General features: G+C 45.4%; 17 protein-coding genes. All 17 read left to right on the forward strand.

Translation table 11 applies throughout. The features are described from left to right. Window positions 1–862 precede the first annotated feature (862 nt). The 17 genes from yabN (at window position 863) to AC1DOV_RS32750 (ending at window position 19,698) form a co-directional block, all read left to right on the forward strand. Window positions 863–2,359 carry a bifunctional methyltransferase/pyrophosphohydrolase YabN gene (gene yabN / locus AC1DOV_RS32670; RefSeq protein ID WP_441885247.1) on the forward strand — a complete coding sequence of 499 codons (1,497 nt, stop codon included), beginning with the start codon at window positions 863–865 and terminating at the stop codon, window positions 2,357–2,359. Window positions 2,360–2,539: 180 nt separating this feature from the next. Then, window positions 2,540–2,812 (forward strand): HU family DNA-binding protein, encoded by a 273-nt coding sequence (locus AC1DOV_RS32675; protein ID WP_053373361.1) that lies wholly within the window; start codon window positions 2,540–2,542, stop codon window positions 2,810–2,812. 3 nt (window positions 2,813–2,815) lie between these two features. Beyond that, window positions 2,816–3,106 carry an RNA-binding S4 domain-containing protein gene (locus tag AC1DOV_RS32680; RefSeq protein WP_076271293.1) on the forward strand — a complete coding sequence of 97 codons (291 nt, stop codon included), beginning with the start codon at window positions 2,816–2,818 and terminating at the stop codon, window positions 3,104–3,106. Between the two features lie 130 nt (window positions 3,107–3,236). Further along, a complete protein-coding gene (locus AC1DOV_RS32685; RefSeq protein ID WP_477551990.1) occupies window positions 3,237–3,980 on the forward strand; it encodes a YciC family protein in 744 nt (247 codons plus the stop codon). A gap of 166 nt (window positions 3,981–4,146) precedes the next feature. After that, window positions 4,147–4,434, forward strand: coding sequence for a sporulation protein YabP (gene yabP, locus AC1DOV_RS32690; protein ID WP_076271295.1), 288 nt, complete (start codon window positions 4,147–4,149; stop codon window positions 4,432–4,434). Next, window positions 4,431–5,039, forward strand: a complete 609-nt coding sequence (yabQ, locus tag AC1DOV_RS32695) for a spore cortex biosynthesis protein YabQ (RefSeq protein ID WP_441885243.1) — start codon at window positions 4,431–4,433, stop codon at window positions 5,037–5,039. Before yabP ends, yabQ begins: the two co-directional genes overlap by 4 nt. 8 nt (window positions 5,040–5,047) lie before the next feature. Beyond that, on the forward strand, window positions 5,048–5,356 hold the full coding sequence (locus AC1DOV_RS32700) for an FtsB family cell division protein (RefSeq protein WP_076271297.1): 309 nt from the start codon (window positions 5,048–5,050) through the stop codon (window positions 5,354–5,356). Window positions 5,357–5,504: 148 nt separating this feature from the next. Further along, the gene (locus AC1DOV_RS32705) at window positions 5,505–6,023 is read left to right on the forward strand and encodes a S1 domain-containing RNA-binding protein (protein WP_076271298.1); all 519 of its coding nucleotides are present in this window, start codon (window positions 5,505–5,507) and stop codon (window positions 6,021–6,023) included. A gap of 503 nt (window positions 6,024–6,526) precedes the next feature. Then, complete coding sequence (gene spoIIE, locus AC1DOV_RS32710) at window positions 6,527–9,019, forward strand: stage II sporulation protein E (RefSeq protein WP_477551991.1); 2,493 nt, start codon at window positions 6,527–6,529, stop codon at window positions 9,017–9,019. Between the two features lie 713 nt (window positions 9,020–9,732). Beyond that, window positions 9,733–10,458: a vWA domain-containing protein gene (locus AC1DOV_RS32715; RefSeq protein ID WP_477551992.1), complete on the forward strand. Its 726-nt coding sequence runs from the start codon at window positions 9,733–9,735 to the stop codon at window positions 10,456–10,458. Beyond that, window positions 10,442–11,365, forward strand: coding sequence for a protein kinase domain-containing protein (locus AC1DOV_RS32720; protein ID WP_477551993.1), 924 nt, complete (start codon window positions 10,442–10,444; stop codon window positions 11,363–11,365). The genes AC1DOV_RS32715 and AC1DOV_RS32720 overlap by 17 nt, the downstream gene beginning before the upstream one ends. A gap of 39 nt (window positions 11,366–11,404) precedes the next feature. Next, on the forward strand, window positions 11,405–12,817 hold the full coding sequence (gene tilS, locus AC1DOV_RS32725) for a tRNA lysidine(34) synthetase TilS (RefSeq protein WP_477551994.1): 1,413 nt from the start codon (window positions 11,405–11,407) through the stop codon (window positions 12,815–12,817). A gap of 49 nt (window positions 12,818–12,866) precedes the next feature. After that, window positions 12,867–13,406 carry a hypoxanthine phosphoribosyltransferase gene (hpt, locus tag AC1DOV_RS32730; protein WP_339205901.1) on the forward strand — a complete coding sequence of 180 codons (540 nt, stop codon included), beginning with the start codon at window positions 12,867–12,869 and terminating at the stop codon, window positions 13,404–13,406. A 98-nt stretch (window positions 13,407–13,504) separates the two neighbouring features. Continuing rightward, window positions 13,505–15,502, forward strand: coding sequence for an ATP-dependent zinc metalloprotease FtsH (ftsH, locus tag AC1DOV_RS32735; RefSeq protein WP_477511768.1), 1,998 nt, complete (start codon window positions 13,505–13,507; stop codon window positions 15,500–15,502). Window positions 15,503–15,847: 345 nt separating this feature from the next. Next, the gene (locus tag AC1DOV_RS32740) at window positions 15,848–16,903 is read left to right on the forward strand and encodes a BMP family lipoprotein (protein WP_477511769.1); all 1,056 of its coding nucleotides are present in this window, start codon (window positions 15,848–15,850) and stop codon (window positions 16,901–16,903) included. 162 nt (window positions 16,904–17,065) lie between these two features. Beyond that, window positions 17,066–18,610, forward strand: coding sequence for an ABC transporter ATP-binding protein (locus AC1DOV_RS32745; RefSeq protein ID WP_076271306.1), 1,545 nt, complete (start codon window positions 17,066–17,068; stop codon window positions 18,608–18,610). A gap of 5 nt (window positions 18,611–18,615) precedes the next feature. Beyond that, the gene (locus AC1DOV_RS32750) at window positions 18,616–19,698 is read left to right on the forward strand and encodes an ABC transporter permease (protein WP_076271307.1); all 1,083 of its coding nucleotides are present in this window, start codon (window positions 18,616–18,618) and stop codon (window positions 19,696–19,698) included. The last annotated feature ends 1 nt before the right edge of the window (window position 19,699 follow it).

Consider the following 19,699-nt stretch of genomic DNA (forward strand, 5'->3'; position numbering starts at 1 on the left):
TAATTGGTGATCTAGTGTAACCTGATATTGAGCCATGAATAAATACTCCCCTCTGGAATGGTCTAGGCAACTTCTTCTAGATGAGTATTTACTTCATGGCTTACTTTTTATGAAGTTCTTCATTTTACACAATTATATGGACTCAACTCATTCCGAAGCGAATAGAATTAAATTCTAGTCCTATTTCCATCCATTCCGCACCTCTGCTGCCCATTGGCAGAAAGCGTCGCAAAATAAGACTAATATCTGCACTTACTTGTGCAATATTGGTCATTTTGAAGAAAATAGATCTAGTTTCTAGATCTATAACAATCTCTAGGAATCTAGCAATTATGAGCAGAATTAGTAGAGGTTATTGCATAATCATTACATATTTTTATAAATAATTCTGTTAAATAGGTTAGTTTCACGGGCAATAAACCTGGTCACCAGCTCATTTATTCTGATCAACAACTCTCTCAATTGATGAACTATTTTTGATAGATATATGTCATTGAGACTAAACTATCCGCTATATCCATATCCCATATTGTTTCCTACTAATTGACTATTTCAACTATGAACATCCAGTGTGATATGCTAATCGCAAGCATTTTTTACGGCTATATTGAAGTTTATGTCAAATTGGTTCATTATTGATTTTTGAGCAAAAATAAACGATGATTAGTCGTGTTTTTATGTATGTGCGCTCGTTTTCGAACTCATTTTCGAATGCATGCGAGCTCTTTACCGAATACACTTCCGAACTCGTTTCAATCCCTATAAACGACCCCAAAAGGTCTTTTGCAAGCCGCTGGCATTATAGCTACTCCATCAAATTTCGACCATAATACGAATGAATAGTTAAGGAGGCTTTACCACAATGGCAACCCCATATCTTACTGTTGTTGGGCTCGGCTCAGGTGATCCTGACCAAATGACGCTTGGCGTATGGCGCAGGCTGCAAGCAGCGAAGAAAATTTTTGTCCGTACGGCTGAGCATCCTGCAATGTCGATGCTTCTGGAAATCGGTATGGAATATACCTCATTTGATACTTTGTATGAGCAGCATGATTCCTTTCCGGATGTGTACAAGGCAATAGCCGAGGCGCTTATTTCCGAAGCGAAAAGCATGAGCACAAGCGTGGACGAGCCTATTATTTATGCGGTTCCCGGGCACCCAATGGTGGCTGAACGCACGGTTCAGCTGCTGCGCGAGCAATGTCCGGAAGCGGGTATTGAGCTGCAAATTATCGGCGGTGAAAGCTTCCTTGATCAAGCTTTTATTAGTCTTGGAATCGATCCAATAGAAGGTTTTGCGCTGCTTGATGCAGCTGAATTACAGCCGTCTTTGTTGCAGCCACAGTTGCATACTCTGATTGGACAGGTGTATGATGCCTTCACGGCATCTGATGTTAAGCTTGCGCTTATGGAGCGTTATCCCGATGACTACGAGGTTGTGGTAGGGCATGCTCTTGGTGTTGCGTCCCAGCAGCAGATCATTCGCGTTCCGCTATACGAGCTTGATCGCACACCTGGTTACGGTAATTTATCGTTGATTTGGGTACCGCGCTCTGATGATGCAGCGCTTCGCAATCGTTCCTTTGAGCGATTGCATGAGATTGTATCTATTCTTCGCAGCCCTGAAGGTTGTCCTTGGGATCAGGAGCAGACGCATCAGTCTATCCGTAAAAATTTTATCGAAGAGCTGTATGAAGCGCTTGAAGCCATCGATAATGATGATCCGGATGCTATGCAGGAGGAATTTGGCGATGTTATCCTGCAAGTGATGCTTCATAGCCAAATGGAAGAAGAGACTGGCGCATTTTCCGTCTATGATGTGATACAATCACTTAACGAGAAGCTTATTTTCCGCCATCCGCATGTATTTGGGGACGTTGATGCGAGCAATTCGGAAGAGGCGCTGGTTAACTGGGAACAAATGAAGGCTGAGGAAAAACGGATTAAAGGAACCGATGTTTCGCGTACATCGGTGCTGGATGGCATTCCGCCAGATCTGCCAGCACTCATGAAAGCCTACAAGCTTCAGAAAAAAGCGGCTAAGGTAGGTTTTGATTGGGACGAGCTTGGTCCAGTGCTTGCCAAGATTGAAGAGGAGCTTGCAGAGCTGCGCGCAGCGATAACCTCGCAATCGGAAGAGGAGCAGGCATCTGAGCTTGGAGATTTGCTGTTTGCAGTCGTCAATGCCTCGCGCTTCATCCATGCTGATCCGGAAGAGGCGCTTTCCCGCACGAACAAAAAATTCCGCAGTAGATTTGAGTATATTGAGGAACAGCTTCGTATAAGCGGTAAAAATTTTGACCAGACTGATTTAACAGAAATGGATCGTTGGTGGGAAGAGGCAAAGCGTCAATCCTAGCTTGCAATTCGTCATGAATCGCCTTTATTCCGCAACAAACGCAAAAAAATTTCAAATAGCGGCAGGATTTATTTGCTACAAGGCAGAATAAGTATTCTTCGTGAGAGTAAAAATGGGAAGCAAAGGCGGCGCCACAAGCGTCGACCACAAATAATGGTTAAAAATTAGGAGGATTTTATAATGAACAAAACAGACTTGATCAACAACATTGCAGAAAAAAGCGGTTTGACTAAACGTGACGTAGAAGCAGTACTTAACGGCTTCTTGGGCGAAGTAACAGATGCACTTGCTGGTGGCGATAAAGTACAATTGATCGGCTTCGGTACTTTTGAAACTCGCAAACGTGCTGGACGCACTGGCCGCAACCCGCAAACAGGCGCTCCAATCGAAATTTCTGAAGCAAAAGTTCCTGCATTCAAAGCAGGCAACAAGTTGAAAGAAGCTATCCAATAATCTATGCGATTAGATAAATTTCTTAAGGTATCCCGGCTGATCAAACGCCGTACCGTTGCGAAGGATGTATCCGAGCAAGGTCGCGTATGGATCAACGGCCGCGAAGCGAAAGCTAGCAGCGCCGTCAAAGTCGGTGATGAGCTCCAAATCCAGTTCGGTCAAAAAATCGTAACCGTTCGCGTTGAGCGAATTGCGGAGACGACCCGTAAGGATGAAGCCGGAGAGCTGTATACCTTGGTGAAAGAAGAGCAACGCCAGCGCGAGAATACGCTCGACTGGGAAGTACCGCAATAACAACAAGGCTGCCTACAAGCATAATACTTGCAGGCAGTCTTTTTTTATGCCCAATAAGTAGCTTCTAAATTTTACGAGATTCCCTGTTTCAACATCATAAATTATGTTTATATACTCGGAGGACTATTCGATGAATCATCTGCAGCTGCCCATTCCCGAGTATCGGCGAAAGGGTTTTTCATTGCTTGCGCATGCTTGTGCTCTCTATTTCAAAAACATTGTACCCATTCTATTTTTAACAGCGATAATTACGATTCCGGTTGAGGCTATTAAAAACTATTACTATTTTGAACCGGAAGACGGCTTTATTTATATGCCCGCCAACAGCATGGACAGTGTGACCAGTTTATTTTTCCTATGTGTCATCACGCCGATGATTATCTATTACATACTTGGTAAAATGACGGGGAATAGCAGTGGCATTGTGCAGCCCATTCTGCGGGGGCTTCGCAAATGGCCGCGCATGATTGTGTATACTTTTCTACACGGCGTCATTGTAATTGCGGGATTTATCGTATTTATTGTTCCGGGTTTCTTGTTTGCTGTATGGCTGATGCTGATGCCTATTATTGTTTCTATTGCTGATACATCGCGGATAAATCCGATGACAGTTAGCCGTGATTTGGCACGCGGGCGTTATTTCAAGCTTGTAGGCTATGCGATGGGCGGATACGTTATGGTCATAGTGCTTACCAGCATTATCGTTTTTATTTTCTCTCTCTTTGTGAATCAATCATGGATAACCGCGACGATATTTGATTTATGCTATAGCCTATTCAACCAGTTGGTAACCATTGTACTACTGCTAGTTTTTCTACAGGTATATACAGAAAGAAACGACGAAGCGCTGAATGCTATGAATCAAGCAGATTAGGTTCTAATTCTCGTCCACGCCCCATAAGCTAGTCTTAACATATAAGACAGGATAAGCTTTACGCCTATGCCCTTCTTATATTTGAACGCGAAACGTATGCTGCGCCGCACTAGCTCGGCTGTAGCCGTTTACGCCAAGACATGTTAACGAAGCGGAGGACGAGTCTATGGTTGACCAAGGCAAGGGGCAGAAGCGTCAGGAAGTCAAAATGCTAAATCGCAAGCTGCTGGAGCTTACCGGAGTCGTAAACGTAGAGAGCTTTGACAGCGAAGAGTTTTTACTCGAAACAGAGCTTGGCTTCTTGGAGGTTAAGGGCCAAAATTTGCATATGAAGCTTCTTAGCCTTGAACAGGGAATGGTAACTATTGAAGGACTCGTCCATTCGCTCGCCTATATGGACAGCAACAATTCCTCCTCTAAATCCAAAGGGTTGTTCGGGAAGCTATTTAAGTGACGCTTAATATGCAATGGTTAACGATGGCGGTCATGCTATTATCAGGCCTTGGCATGGGAACAGTATTCGACGGCTACCGAGTCGTGACGAATGAGCTCAAGCTTCCGCGCTGGTGGCTTCCGGTGCTTGATGTCGTTTACTGGATGGCAGCGGCATTGATCGTCTTTCGGGTACTGTACGCTAGCAACAATGGCGAGGTGCGAGCGTACGTTTTTATCGGACTGGCTATTGGGATGGTCATCTATTATTTCTTTTTTAGCAGAATCGTTATTCAAGTCGTAAAATGGATCATCGGAGCCGTTCGCAAACTAATCCAAATTTTGCTAAAATGCCTGGATATTCTTATCGTTAAGCCGATTTTACTGCTCTATAAGTTGGTAAAGGTAATTTTGGCATTTGGGTCTGCGCTCACTATTTTCACTCTAAAAATTGTGATACAATTAGTCCGTCCATTTTGGAAATTGTTTGTTTGGATGGCAGGTCCAGTCATTCGTCCGCTTGGACGGTGGCTATCGCGCTACGCTGCCAAATGGCAATTAGTTGGCAAGCTGAGAGGATTTGGACAACGAATAGCTCGATTGTGGAGCAAATGGTTTAGGAGGTAACACCGCTCATGGCAAAAGCAGCTGAGAATAAAACGCCAGGGAATGCTGGCACAAAACGCCGGTTCAAACTATGGATGATGTTCATCGTGCTATTTATGGGCTGGGCGGGGTATACAATTTTTGGCCAAATGCAGCAGAAGAACGCAACAGGTTTGAAGCTGACTACAATTCAAGATAAGCTTGATGTTACCACCAAAGAAACCGAGGAGCTTAAACGTCAAATTGAACGATTAAACGACCCAGAATATATCGAACAGCTAGCAACAAAAGAGCAGGGCATGGTAAAGAAGGGCGAGCAGCAAATTTTCAGTGACTAATTAGGGCGTCAATTCGGGTGAACGTCTGTTGACCTTACTTGAACGGTTCGGTTATAATCACGTTAATAGCGTTTTCGCAAAACTTTTAGCATATGCTTATGAATTCAGTTTTGCTTCGCATAACTTTTAGGGAGGAACATTTTATTTTATGGCAATTGAAGTGGGCGCTAAGTTAGAAGGAAAAGTGACAGGCATTACGCATTTTGGGGCATTTGTCGACTTGTCGGGAGGTGTCACGGGTCTTGTTCACATTTCGGAAATTGCTGATAATTACGTCAAAGACGTGAAGGATCACCTGAAGATCGACGATGTCGTGAAAGTCAAAGTGATCAACGTGGACAAAGACGGAAAGATCGGGCTTTCCATTAAGCAAGCCATTGACCGGCCAGAAGGCCAACCAGCGCCACAACAACGCGAGCGTCACAGCGGAGGCGGCGGTGGAAGCACTGGCGGTAGTGGTGGTGGTGGCGAACGTTTCAACCGCGGTGGCGGTGGTGGTGGCGGCGGACGTCCCTTCAACAAGCAATCGGCTGGCAGACCGGCATACGGTAAACCGTCATTCGAGGATAAAGTGTCACGGTTCCTGAAAGACAGCGAAGAGCGCATCTCCTCTTTGAAGAAGAATACGGAGGGCAAACGCGGCGGACGCGGTGCCAAGCGAGTATAAGCTGAATCGTCATAACATTATACATGAAGCAGAACCTAACCGGTTCTGCTTTTTTTGCGTCCAGCTGCACAATATTCCCCGCGATAATGAGTAAGCGTATACAGGTTGCTGTCGAAGCAGGACAATAAGACTGCGTATATGCTGGTGAATGTTTGGACGAGCCTCTAATTGTCACGGTCAATGTCGTTTGTAAAGCGCGCAGAATCGTAAAAAAAATACTTTTCTCTAATCCTCCATCATTCCCGACACATTACAACCTCGATTCGCCATCATTTCGAAAGGACACAACACATATTTTGTTGTCGGACCTGTGTGATTTGGTTGGGCAGGAGGCATTGAAATCCCATACGGGATATATGTTTGACAGTGAAATGACAATGACCGCAATGCCATTTATTTTTGTCGGAAAAAATTTACAATTCAGTTGCTTTAACTGACAAACTTTATGCGGACAACCTCCTATAATGAAAAACACATTACATTCGGAATGGTGGTGTCTGCTCATGGAAAAGGAAAACGCGGTTGTGCTTCCAGGTATGAAACGGTTAGGACTAGCTCAGACGATGTTGCAGAAAGGTCGGGAATGGGCGGCTGCAAGGCGGTTCATTCAAGTCATTTTAGCAAAAAAGTGGACGTTTCTACTCGTAGGTGTAGCTTTCTTGCTCGGAAGAGCGGTTATACTCGAATCGCTGATGCCGTTTGCCATTGCTTATTTCGCCGTTATTTACTTTATGAGAAGGGATATTTACCCGTGGGTAGCGATATCCTTAGTAGCCGGGAGCTGGTTTGCAGCTGATCCTGCCCCGATGTGGATTGCGATGGAGATTGCTGTACTCTTTCTTTTTCTAAAGGGATTAGAAACCTACGAGAGGGCAGAACTGTCGTCGGCGCCCATTCTAGTGTTCGCATCAACGTTAATGGTGCAAATGTTCAGCGTGTTTATAGGGGACGAGCTGAGCTGGTACAATTTCATGCTCGTTGTGGTGGAGGCCGCGCTTGGTTTCGTGCTCACATTGGTGTTCATACAAGCGATACCGGTGCTTACGATGACCAAAAAATCAGCTTCTCTCAAAAACGAGGAAATCATTTGTTTAATGATTTTACTCGCGTCGGTTATGACGGGGGCGGTTGGATGGGTGTTTTACGGAATGTCGGTAGAGCATGTGATGTCACGTTATATGCTGCTCCTCTTTGCTTTAGCAGGGGGTGCGCCGCTTGGCGCTTCGGTCGGTGTGGTTGCAGGACTCATTCTAAGCTTGGCTGATTTTGGTGCAGTCGTTCAAATGAGCTTACTCGCTTTTGCGGGCTTGCTGGCTGGTCTGCTGCGTGATGGCGGCAAAATGGCAGCGGCATTCGGAATGTTGCTTGGAACATCGATTTTATCCATATATGTAGGAAGCCAGGCTGATGTTATGAGCTCAACCTGGGAGTCGGTAGCAGCCGCAACGCTGCTTATGCTGACGCCGCGTATTATGATCCGCACGATATCACGGTATGTGCCGGGTACGAATGAGCATGCCAAATCGCAGCATGATTATGCGAAGCGAGTACGTGAGGTGACTGCAGACCGCGTATCACAGTACTCAGAAGTGTTTCGTCAGCTGTCAAAGAGCTTTGGCCAGCTCAATAGCAGCGTTACAACGGTTAAAAGGGAGGATGAGATCAGCCATTTTATGAATGCGGTTGCTGAACGCAGCTGTGCCAGCTGCCATCGGCAAAATGCTTGCTGGGAGGACAAGTTTTTTCATACGTACAAAATGATGACCGATATGATGACGGTCGTTGAGGAGAAGTGTGTTCCTTCCCCTAAGGAAATACCGCGTGCGTGGTCGGCGCATTGCGTGAAATCGTCGCAGGTTCTTGTGGATATGAGCCAGCAGTACGAGCTATATCAAAATAATATGCACTGGAAGAAGCAAATATGCGACTCCCGTCAGCTTGTAGCGGATCAATTGCAGGGTGTATCGCAAGTAATGGAGGATTTGGCGAAAGAAATTAAAAGGGAGGGACAAACGCTTCATCTGCAGGAGGAGCAAATTCGAGAGGCGGTGGAAGGACTCGGTTTATCCGTACAGGGAATTGATATTGTGAGCTTAGAGGAGGGGAATGTGGATATAGAGGTGTATCATACGTTTGGACAAGGCTATGATGAGTGCCGAAAAATAATCGCGCCGCTGCTTAGTGATATTTTGGGAGAGCATATTGCAGTGAAATCGGAGCACTCCCCAACGAGAAGCGGTGAGCCGTCCCTGGTCGCGTTTGGCTCAGCCAAGCAGTACGAGGTGGAGACGGGCATAGCTGGTGCAGCTAAAGGAGGAGATCTGCTGTCTGGCGACAGCTTCAGTATGGTGGAGCTTGGAAATGGCAAGTTTGCAGTTGCGATCAGCGATGGTATGGGCAATGGTGAGCGTGCGCGTCAGGAAAGCAGCGCGGCATTGTCGATTCTGCAGCAGCTGCTGCAGTCAGGCATGGATGAGAAGCTGGCAGTGAAGTCAGTTAACTCGGTGCTCTTATTGCGCTCATCTGATGAAGTATTTGCTACCGTCGATTTAGCGATCGTTGATCTGTATACGGCGCAAACGACGTTTATGAAAATAGGATCAACGCCAAGCTTTATTAAACGAGGAAATGAGGTTATTCCGATAACAGCGAACAATTTGCCGATTGGCATTCTTCAAGATATTGATGTCGACTTCGTGTCGATGCAAATGCAATCGGGCGACACGCTAGTCATGATGAGTGACGGCATTTATGATGCGCCGGGCCTTGCTGTTAATAAAGAGCTCTGGATGAAGCGAATTATTAGCGAGCTGGCGACAGATGATCCGCAGGAAATGGCGGATGCGCTGCTTGAGAAGGTGGTTCGTCATCATAATGGAGAGATTATTGATGATATGACCGTGCTTGTAGCACGTATCGATAAGCATTTGCCAGAATGGGCATCCTTCCGTTTTCCGGGTGTGACGCGCATGGAGCGTCCAAGGACGGTGAGCTGAGTATAGAAATAAAATATGGACTGTGAAATCATTTATAAATTTAAAACAATGATGAATGGATACTTGAACGGTGAGCTTGTATCTATGATATTCATTGAGCAAGCAGTAGCCTATTTGTTGTCGGCTGACTCACGCTGACAGGAAATGGGCTATTGTTATTGTTTGTTACATAATAGCGAGCGTATAGTACATAAAAGCTTTAACGTAACAAAGACATGACATGCTCTGTTGAATTGACCCGCGAAGCGGAATTCACACTAATATTAATACATACACGTAGATTTTATTTTTGAAACATCAATTTGTTGCTGCATTCATTTATCACTCAATTACGACCGATGAAAGATAAAGGGGCATATGAAGTTTAGTGATTTTCAACTGTGGTACATAGTAAATGCTCAAACAAAATAGTTATACATATTGCTATGAATATCAAACCTATTTTCAGTGAGTGGATGGATGTGCCTTATTAATACAAGTAATTTTGGTTTGTTATATGTGTAAATATCATTTTTTAACTAGTCTAGCTGTTTATCCCTCTCAAAAAAGGCAAAGCTAATAGAAAGGCAAAGGGCGAAGCCAATGCTTACGAAGCTGCGTTTGATTCTCAAACGCTAAGCCTATGCTTACGATGCCGTGTTTGTTTCTCAAACACTTGGCTCGTGCTTACGATGCTGTGTTTGTTTCTCAAACACTTGAGGAGGGTAATCATTATGAAGCAAATATTGTTGATTACAGATGGATGCTCTAATGTGGGTCTAAGTCCAGTCATAGCGGCTGCACATGCACAATCGGAAGGAATTTCAGTAAATGTAGTAGGCGTACTCGATCATGGCGATGTAGGTGAGCTTGGCGCGGCTGAGATTGATGAGATTGCGCGTGCGGGCGGCGGTCTAAGCAGGATGGTAAATATGCGTCAGCTGTCGCAGACGGTACAGATGATGACTCGGAAGACTGTTGTGCAGACGATTCAATTAGCAGTTCAGAAGGAATTGAAGCAGGTGCTTGGCAACGGCTCAATCGAAGCATTGTCACCGGAGAAGCGTGGCGATGTTGTACGTGTTATCGACGAGCTGGGGGAGACATCAAATTTGCGAGTGGCGCTTCTTATTGATGCCAGCGCCAGCATGAAGCCAAAGCTGGCGGCTGTGGAGGAGGCTATACGCGATTTAATGCTCAGCCTGCAAGCGAGACAAGGAAAAAGTGAAATCTCGGTATTTCATTTCCCAGGCTCAAGACATGGGGATGACTGTTTGATGGATTTGAGCTGGACGAGTCACTTGAATGGTGTTCACGCCATCTTTCCGAAACTGCAAATGGGCGGAACCACGCCGACGGGCCCTGCGATTATGCATGTCATTGATTTTTATCGCCAGGGCGATTATGGTAGACAGAGCAGAGACGAAACGGATGGGATGATGAGTGACTACGTCGTTTAAAGTTGATCTTCGCCGTGGCATGGTGGTGGTTGGCAAGTGGAAACAAGGGCGTTACCGGATAGAGAGGTTGCTTGGAGAGGGCGCAAACGGTAAAGTATATCTCGTACAGCGTGATCGCAGCTGGTATGCGATGAAGCTCGGTTTAGATGCACTCGATCTGCAATCGGAGATCAATGTGCTGCAGTCGATCGCCAAGCAGAAGCAATACGGGCAGGAATCCTTTTTGTTCGACGTAGATGATTTGTATGGTCCGGATGGAAAGGAATATCCTTTTTATATTATGCGCTATGTACTGGGATCTAAGCTGGACGATTACCTAAAGCAGCACGGCTCGGAGTGGTTTCCGTTAGTTGGCTTGAATCTGCTGGGCAAGCTGACGAAGCTGCACCAAGCAGGATGGGTGTTCGGCGACTTAAAGGTGGAAAATGTGCTCGTTGCCGATTATGGTCATGTTGAGCTGGTTGATTTCGGCGGGGTGACTGCAGCAGGCAAAGCCGTTCGCCAATTTACTGAAATTTATGATCGGGGCTACTGGAATGAAGGCTCGCGATCTGCTGATCCGAGTTACGATTTGTTCTCGTTTGGTGTGCTTTGCATACAGCTGCATGAACCAAAACGGCTTCATCAGTTAACGGTGGAGCTATTGCCGCAAAATCGCTCAGCTATGGAGCTCATCCAGATCGCTGAATCCAGTTCGGTATTAAAGCCAGTTGCCGGATGGCTGCGTAAAGCTTTTGCAGGACAGTATTCGGACGCGGGTGAGGCTTCTGCGGCTTGGCGTTTACTGATGCATAGACGAGACACGCATAGACCCTCTGCTACACCAGGGTGGTTAAAGGGGCTTGCTGCTCTTTCAGCGGTCTTGCTTGGAACGTCGGTTTACTGGCTCATACGCAATGTGCTGTAGCGGCAGCACGCAACGGGAAGTGAAGGTGAGGTACAACCTATGAATCTGCGAAACGAGCTTGAGAAAACAGCTGCAGACCGCAGGCTTTGGTCGAAAGGGGATTGTATTGTTGTTGCGGTGTCCGGAGGTCCAGATTCGATGGCGCTGCTGCATATGCTGTCTGCTGTAGCGAAGAGCAATGAAATCTCCATTATTGCAGCTCATGTGAATCACGGCTTTCGAGTAGAGGAGTCGGCGCATGAGCTGATTGTCGTTAAGCAATTTGCGCAGCAGCTAGGGGTCATTTGTGAGACGGTAACGTTCGACATGCCGTCTTATATAGAAGAAACCCGAATGAATGGACAAGCTGCCTCACGCGAGAGGCGGTACGGCTTTTTGCATGAAATCGCGACCCGATATGGAGCTTCGCGTATCGCGCTCGCCCATCATGCAGATGATCAGGCGGAAACCGTCCTTATGCGCGTCATTCGTGGGACAGGCTTAACTGGTTTGGCGGGAATTCTCAGTAAAAGAAGAGAAAAAAACGTGGAACTTATCAGGCCGCTGCTTCGTATGAACAAGTCAGACCTTCTGCGTTACTGCGAAGAACACCAAATTCCTTACTGCACGGACAGCAGTAACAAGGAACGCCATTATTTCCGAAACATCATTCGGTTAGATATTTTACCGTATTTATCAAAGCATAATCCGCACATATCCCAATCCCTTCAACGACTTGCTGAAGTAGCGGGTGCGGAAGACGAATGGATGGAGAAACAAACCGAAGCGTTCTTTGCGCAGCTCGTTACGTTATCCCCCAATGAATGCGCGATAAGCTGCGACGATTTGCATGGTCTCCACGTCGCTTTACAAAGGAGATTGATTAAACTAATATTAAGTTATCTTTCTAAGGAAACGGAAAAGATATCTTTCGAGCAGATTGAGACGATGAGGCTTGCTGCTTCCACTCATGCGCCTGCAACTTGGCGAATCGATGCTGGTGCCGGCATTTGCTGCGCTCGTGAATATGATAGAATGCGGTGGATTCAAGTGCCACAGCATGTATCCAAAGAAGCGAGTGTCTATTTGTGCGAGGTGGGAAGGGATAAAGCTAGCCTGGCGATCGAGCAATGCGGGTGGACATTTGAGTTTGCTTATACATCAGCGTTAGAAAGTTGTAAGCCTGCATCGCGTTATGAAGCCTGCTTTGATGCGTCGGAACTAACGTATCCGCTCGTTGTTCGAAATCGGCAGCCGGGAGACAGAATTCAGGTTTTAGGATTAAATGGTTCGAAAAAAGTGCAAGATATGTTCGTTGACGAGAAAGTTGCTCCGCTAAAGAGAGAGCTGTATCCATTGCTGTTTGATGGGTCAGGCAAATTACTCTGGATTCCGGGCATTCGCAGATCAAGTCATGCGCTTACGGATGTACACACAAAAGACGTGTTATTCATAAGGGCAGGCAACGAATAAGAAGCACTGGTACACTCATAAACATAGTTAAGCGTAGGGGGATTTACACTTGCAGAACGATATTCAAGAAGTATTGTACGACGCGCAGCAAATTGGTGAGAAGGTTAAGGAACTTGGTGCAACACTGAGTAAAGATTTTAATGGGCGTAATCCGCTCGTTATTTGTGTTTTGAAAGGCGCGTTTATTTTCATGGCTGATTTGGTTAAGGAAATTACAGTGCCGCTTGAAATTGATTTTATGGCTGTATCTAGCTATGGACAATCCACGAAATCATCTGGCGTTGTCAAAATTATTAAAGACCTCGATGTATCTGTCGAAGGCCGAGATGTTCTAATCGTTGAAGATATTATCGACAGCGGATTGACGCTTAGTTACCTAATTGACGTGCTAGAGCGTCGCAATGCGAAGTCTGTTACAGTTGTAACTTTGTTCGATAAGCCTGCTCGCCGTACAGTTGAATTGGAAGCAGACTATAAAGGCTTTACACTGCCTGATGAGTTTGTTGTCGGTTATGGACTGGATTATGCAGAGAAATATCGTAATCTCCCTTATATTGGTATTTTGAAGCCGCAAGTTTATCAAAAATAATTGCGATTCACCCGTACATGCCCTTCTCCGTACACCTCTATTGTTATGGAAAGTCATGATATGGTAAAATATTTTAAGCGTCTGAGAGGAGGTTGGGGATGAATCGGATCATCCGTAATACTGGTTTTTATTTAATTATCTTTTTGGTGACCGTTGGGATTTTTCAATTTATCAGCAGCCAAAATAACACGACCGTTGGATTGCGTTACGATGAACTCGTTGCAGCAATTGAGTCAGGGAATGTTAAAGAGTTAAGTGTTAAGTACGAGAACCAATCTTATTTTGTTTCCGGAAAATATAAAGTGAAACCTGCGGATGCAGAAAACGATCAATTCGTATCAAGGACCGGCGTTAGCGCTGAGCCTAAGATCGCTGAATGGTCGAAGCAGTATGGATTCGCTTATGAGACGAAGGAAATGGATCAGCCAAGCATTTGGCTTACATTCCTTACCTCCATTATTCCGTTTGTCATCATCTTTGTCCTGTTCTTCTTCTTGATGAATCAAGCTCAGGGCGGCGGCGGCAAAGTTATGAACTTTGGCAAGAGCAAAGCGCGGCTTTACGATAATGAGAAGAAGCGGATTACATTCGAAGATGTCGCAGGAGCAGACGAGGAGAAGCAAGAGCTCGTTGAGGTCGTAGACTTCTTGAAGGACCCGCGGAAATTCAATTTAGTAGGCGCTCGTATACCGAAGGGCGTATTGCTTGTTGGTCCTCCGGGTACAGGTAAAACATTGCTTGCTCGTGCAGTAGCAGGCGAAGCGGGCGTGCCGTTCTTCAGCATTTCCGGTTCTGATTTTGTAGAGATGTTTGTCGGTGTCGGTGCATCCCGTGTACGCGACTTGTTTGAGAACGCGAAGAAAAATGCTCCTTGTATCATCTTTATCGATGAGATTGATGCGGTAGGTCGTCAACGTGGCGCTGGTCTAGGCGGCGGACATGATGAACGTGAGCAAACGCTCAACCAATTGCTCGTTGAAATGGATGGCTTTGGTGCCAACGAAGGTATTATTATTATTGCAGCAACAAACCGTCCGGATATCCTTGATCCAGCGCTTCTGCGTCCAGGCCGTTTTGACCGTCAAATTACGGTTGACCGTCCAGACCTTAAGGGCCGTGAAGCGGTGCTTAAAGTACATGCGCGCAATAAGCCGCTATCCAAGGATGTTAAGCTTGAAGTTATCGCAAGACGTACAACAGGCTTTAGTGGCGCTGATTTAGAAAACTTACTTAATGAAGCAGCGCTCCTAGCTGCCCGTCGTAATAAGAAAGATATCGCAATGGTTGAAGTGGATGATGCGATTGACCGAATCATTGTTGGTACGGAGAAGAAAAGCCGTGTTGTCAGTGATCGTGAGAAACGTATTGTCGCTTACCATGAAGCAGGCCATACGATTGCAGGCTTCTTCTTGGAGCATGCGGATATGGTGCATAAGGTTACGATTATTCCTCGCGGACGTGCTGGCGGATATGTCATCATGCTTCCAAAAGAAGATCGTATGCTTGTAACGAAACAGGAGCTTTTGGACAAAATCACTGGTTTGCTTGCAGGCCGTGTAGCAGAGGAACTGTTTATTGGTGAAATTGGTACTGGTGCATATAGCGACTTTAAACAGGCGACAGGCATCGTACGCAGTATGATTATGGAATACGGTATGAGCGATAAGCTTGGACCGATGCAATTCGGCAGTTCACAAGGCCAAGTATTCCTTGGACGTGATATTGGACATGAGCAGAACTACTCTGATGCCATTGCATACGAGATAGATCAAGAAATGCAATCCATTATTACAGGCTGTTATGATCGTGCGAAGAAGCTATTAACAGAGAAGAGCAAAGAAATGCATTTGATTGCTCAAACACTGCTTAATGAAGAAACGCTCGAAATGGATCAAATCAAACGTTTGGTTGAGACTGGTACTTTGGAAGGCGGTCCTTCTACTGATGCAGTTGAAACAAATGAGCCGACAACCGAGCCTATTATTGAGACGGTTGGAGACGTAAAGGTGCGTATCCAAACTCGTGATCAGGACGAAGCGAAAGCTCCGAACCTTGAGAAACGTGATGCAACAGAAGATCCAGATAAGAACGAATAGTATTTTATGGATAATTGTTAACGATAGTCGCTTTGCTACTTGTAAAGAGTAGCGGGCGACTATTTTTTTCTTTATTAATGTTCGGATTTAGCCTATAATACGTGTATAAACCTCGGATGAAAAACAGAAATGCTTACATGGAGGTTTTGTCTATATTGGTCATACGTTACATAGATGTTACATGATGACGGTCATAACGTTTTTATGTCACTTAAACTGACATAAGTTATTGACGTTTATTTTTTTGTAACTATAATGAAATAATAGCGACCAGTATCAGCAAGAATAAGAATGTAACAGGGGTTGCCAAGCTACACAAAAATTAGAGCAGGGGAGAAAACACGCATGAAAAAGACATTTAGCTTTATGCTTGTAATGATGATCGCGTTGACACTAGTGTTGTCAGCTTGCGGTGGCAAGAAAAACAACGAGGGCGGCACGAACGGAGATAAAGGTACTACGCCTGCTGTTGAAAACGATGGTACTGGAAAAGGCAAAAAAATTGGTATGGTTACTGATGTTGGCGGCGTACACGATAAATCCTTTAACCAAAGCGCATGGGAAGCTCTTCAGAAAGTAACTGCTGAGACTGGTGCGGAAACGAAGTTCTTGGAAAGTAAAGGCGAAGCAGACATGGAGCCGAACCTAAACAGCTTCGTTAAAGAAGGATATGACCTTACTTGGGGTATCGGTTTCTTGTTTAATGATGCACTAAGCAAAGTGGCTAAAGAAAATCCAGATGCTAAGCTAGCAGTAATTGACAGCGTAGTTGAAGCGCCAAACGTTGCTTCTATTACTTTCGCTGAAAACGAAGGATCTTTCCTTGTTGGTGTCGTTGCAGGTTTGATGACAAAAACAAATAAAGTTGGATTCGTTGGCGGTATGGAGATTCCGGTTATCAAGAAATTCGAAGCAGGCTTCAAAGCAGGTGTTGCTGCAGTTAAACCGGATGTAAAAGTTGAAGTTAACTATGCAGGTGACTTCGGTAAACCTGACCTTGGTAAATTGGCTGCATCAACAATGTACGATGGCGGTGCTGATATTATTTTCCACGCTGCTGGCGCTACAGGCAATGGTGTGTTCAATGAAGGTAAAGCGCGTAAAGACAATGGTGAAAACGTTTGGGTTATTGGTGTAGATAAAGACCAATCACTTGAGTTCGGTGATGAAATTACACTAACGTCCATGATGAAGGGCGTTGAAACTGCTGTTCATAAAGTATCCACAGATCTACTCGCTGGAACATGGGCTGGCGGAACTGTACAAGAGTTAGGTTTGAAAGACGATGCAGTAGGCTTGCCAGAAACATCTAAGAAAAACGTTCCAGCTGATGTTCTTGCTGAAGTAGAGAAATACAAAGCAAAAATCGTTAGCGGCGATATTAAAGTACCTACTGAATAGTTTTCTCCATTCAATGGTATCCTTTGATTGAGGATCGTTTGTTGATGAATCAGACAAGACCGGCTTCGGCCGGTCTTTGTTCTTTGTTGGGATAAGTAAGTGCTTTTAATGTCAAATTTTTTATGCATATTGAAGCAGTAAAAACCGGGGAGATGATGAGGAATGGACCGGAGCAAGGCGGCTGTACAGTTAAAGGGAATTACAAAGCGGTTTCCCGGATTGGTAGCTAACGATTCCATAAATTTTGAATTGAAGAAAGGTCAGATTCATGCGCTGCTTGGCGAGAATGGCGCAGGAAAATCGACCCTAATGAACATTGTGTTCGGACTATATCAACCGGACGAGGGCGAGATTTGGGTTAATGGTGAGAAAACAGTCATTGAGGGTGCCTCTAAAGCAATTGACCTTGGCATCGGAATGGTTCATCAACATTTCAAACTCGTACAGCCTTTTACCGTTGCAGAAAATATTGTGCTTGGCAATGAGCCTGTCAAAGGTATGAAAATCGACTACAAGCTCGCTAATGAGAAGGTTCGGGCGATATCCGAACGTTATGGTCTGAATGTAGACCCTCAGGCGCGAATTAAAGATATTACAGTAGGCATGCAGCAGCGTGTTGAAATTCTGAAAACGTTGTATCGCGGCGCCGAAATCGTTATTTTTGATGAGCCGACAGCTGTTTTGACGGTGCAGGAAATTGAGGAGCTAATCGAAATCATTCGCAACCTGGCTGCTGAAGGAAAGTCGATTATTATCATTACGCATAAATTGAAAGAAGTAATGGCTCTTGCAGATGCTGTAACCGTTATTCGACGCGGCAAGGTTATCAAGACAGTAACTACAGATGAGACGAATGAGCAGCAGCTTGCGGAATTAATGGTCGGCAGGGACGTATCCTTCGAGGTGAAGAAGACGAAGAACGAGCCTGGCGAAGTTATTTTATCTGTGGATGGATTGCAGATGAAAGGTGATCAAGGCAAAAATGTACTGGATGGTACGAGCTTCAACATTCGTGCAGGAGAGATTTTTGGCATAGCCGGTGTTGATGGCAATGGGCAAAGCGAGCTCATTTACGCTATAACTGGTATGCGCAAGCTGGACGGCGGCAGCGTTAAGCTGAATGGCAAGGATATGACGAATCATTCTCCGCGCCAAATATCGGTTGCGGGAGTAGGGCATATACCAGAGGATCGGCATAAGCATGGGCTGGTGCTAGATTTCTCAGTTAGTGAAAATATGATTTTGAATACGTATTTTGAGCCGGAATTCGGCCGTTCCATGTTTATTGATTACAACAGCATGGACAAGCTGTCTGAAAAGCTTGTTAACGAATTTGATGTTCGCTCATCAGGTATTCATACGCATGCTCGTCAGTTGTCTGGAGGAAACCAGCAGAAGGCTATTATCGCACGGGAGCTTCATAAAGATCCTGATTTGTTAATTGCGGTTCAGCCTACACGCGGTCTCGACATCGGTGCGATTGAATTTGTGCACAAGCGGTTGGTACAAGCTCGTAACGAAGGAAAAGCGATTTTACTCGTATCATTTGAGCTTGATGAGCTGTATGCACTGTCCGATCGAATTGCGGTCATGTATGAAGGCAAGCTAATGGGTGAGGTTGATGCTGAGCAAAGAGATGATCAGCAGCTTGGACTTATGATGGCTGGTAACAAAATAGCTGTACCTGCATCAGAGGGGAGAGGATAGCGTATATGGAAACCTTGAAAAAAATATTTAATAAATCGTCTATCCTTATTCCAATTGTGTCAATCATTCTTGGATTTGTGGTTGGCGCCATTGCCATGCTTGCTGGAGGGTACGATCCAATTCTAGCGTACACTTCTTTAATCAATAAGCTGTTTAGCACTCCTTACAATATGGGAGAAGCGGTTCGAGCAATTACACCATTGATCTTTACAGGTTTAGCCGTTTCCTTCGCTTTCCGTACAGGTCTATTCAATATCGGTGTTGAGGGACAATTTGTAATGGGCATGACTGGCGCGACAATCGTTGGCGTGCTGCTTGACCTGCCATGGTATATACATGCGCCTCTAGCTGTAATTACGGGTGCTGTATTCGGCGGTCTATGGGCGGGTATTGCTGGTTACTTGAAAGCGAAGCGTGGAGTAAATGAAGTTATTTCATCCATCATGCTGAATTGGATCGCATTGTTCCTCTCCAATTTTATCATCGCGAAGTTTCTTGTTGAGAAAGGCCAGCAGAAGTCGATGCCGGTTCATGAATCAGCTATGGTGAAAATTGATTGGCTTATTAAATTGACAGACAACGCTCGTATGCACTGGGGTACGGTTGTTGCGCTCATTTGTATCGTTGTGTTTTATTTCGTGTTATGGCGTACGAAACAAGGCTACGAGCTTCGCGCTGTTGGACATAATCCGGATGCAGCGTTATATGCGGGTATGAACGTTAACGTAACGATGGTTAAGTCGATGTTTATAAGCGGCGTATTCGCTGGTCTGGGCGGCGTGTTTGAAATTTTAGGCGTGTTCGGCAACCAGACCGTTATGGCCGCTTCTCCGGGCTATGGGTTTGATGGTATTGCGGTAGCGCTCCTTGGCGGCAATACGCCGATTGGTGTATTCCTTGGTGCAATCTTATTCGGTGGACTCAGCTACGGTTCAGCAGGCATGAGCTTTGGTGCGGGTGTTCCTCCTGAGGTCGTGCGTATCGTAATCGGCGCCGTTATTTTCTTCGTTGCTTCGCATGGATTGGTGAAGTGGTTCTTAAAGCCTTTTCTAAATAAACGTGCAAGCAAGCGGAAGGAGGCGGTGTAGG

Source organism: Paenibacillus sp. 01T47, assembly GCF_056398245.1.

What these genes read in the sequence shown, in the direction of transcription:
- yabP (WP_076271295.1), top strand. Translation starts at nt 4,147, where the DNA reads ATGGTTGACCAAGGCAAGGGGCAGAAGCGTCAGGAAGTCAAAATGCTA.
- AC1DOV_RS32705 (WP_076271298.1), top strand. Translation starts at nt 5,505, where the DNA reads ATGGCAATTGAAGTGGGCGCTAAGTTAGAAGGAAAAGTGACAGGCATT.
- AC1DOV_RS32750 (WP_076271307.1), top strand. Translation starts at nt 18,616, where the DNA reads ATGGAAACCTTGAAAAAAATATTTAATAAATCGTCTATCCTTATTCCA.
- AC1DOV_RS32715 (WP_477551992.1), top strand. Translation starts at nt 9,733, where the DNA reads ATGAAGCAAATATTGTTGATTACAGATGGATGCTCTAATGTGGGTCTA.
- tilS (WP_477551994.1), top strand. Translation starts at nt 11,405, where the DNA reads ATGAATCTGCGAAACGAGCTTGAGAAAACAGCTGCAGACCGCAGGCTT.
- yabN (WP_441885247.1), top strand. Translation starts at nt 863, where the DNA reads ATGGCAACCCCATATCTTACTGTTGTTGGGCTCGGCTCAGGTGATCCT.
- ftsH (WP_477511768.1), top strand. Translation starts at nt 13,505, where the DNA reads ATGAATCGGATCATCCGTAATACTGGTTTTTATTTAATTATCTTTTTG.
- AC1DOV_RS32745 (WP_076271306.1), top strand. Translation starts at nt 17,066, where the DNA reads ATGGACCGGAGCAAGGCGGCTGTACAGTTAAAGGGAATTACAAAGCGG.
- AC1DOV_RS32680 (WP_076271293.1), top strand. Translation starts at nt 2,816, where the DNA reads ATGCGATTAGATAAATTTCTTAAGGTATCCCGGCTGATCAAACGCCGT.
- AC1DOV_RS32700 (WP_076271297.1), top strand. Translation starts at nt 5,048, where the DNA reads ATGGCAAAAGCAGCTGAGAATAAAACGCCAGGGAATGCTGGCACAAAA.
- spoIIE (WP_477551991.1), top strand. Translation starts at nt 6,527, where the DNA reads ATGGAAAAGGAAAACGCGGTTGTGCTTCCAGGTATGAAACGGTTAGGA.
- AC1DOV_RS32675 (WP_053373361.1), top strand. Translation starts at nt 2,540, where the DNA reads ATGAACAAAACAGACTTGATCAACAACATTGCAGAAAAAAGCGGTTTG.
- AC1DOV_RS32685 (WP_477551990.1), top strand. Translation starts at nt 3,237, where the DNA reads ATGAATCATCTGCAGCTGCCCATTCCCGAGTATCGGCGAAAGGGTTTT.
- AC1DOV_RS32740 (WP_477511769.1), top strand. Translation starts at nt 15,848, where the DNA reads ATGAAAAAGACATTTAGCTTTATGCTTGTAATGATGATCGCGTTGACA.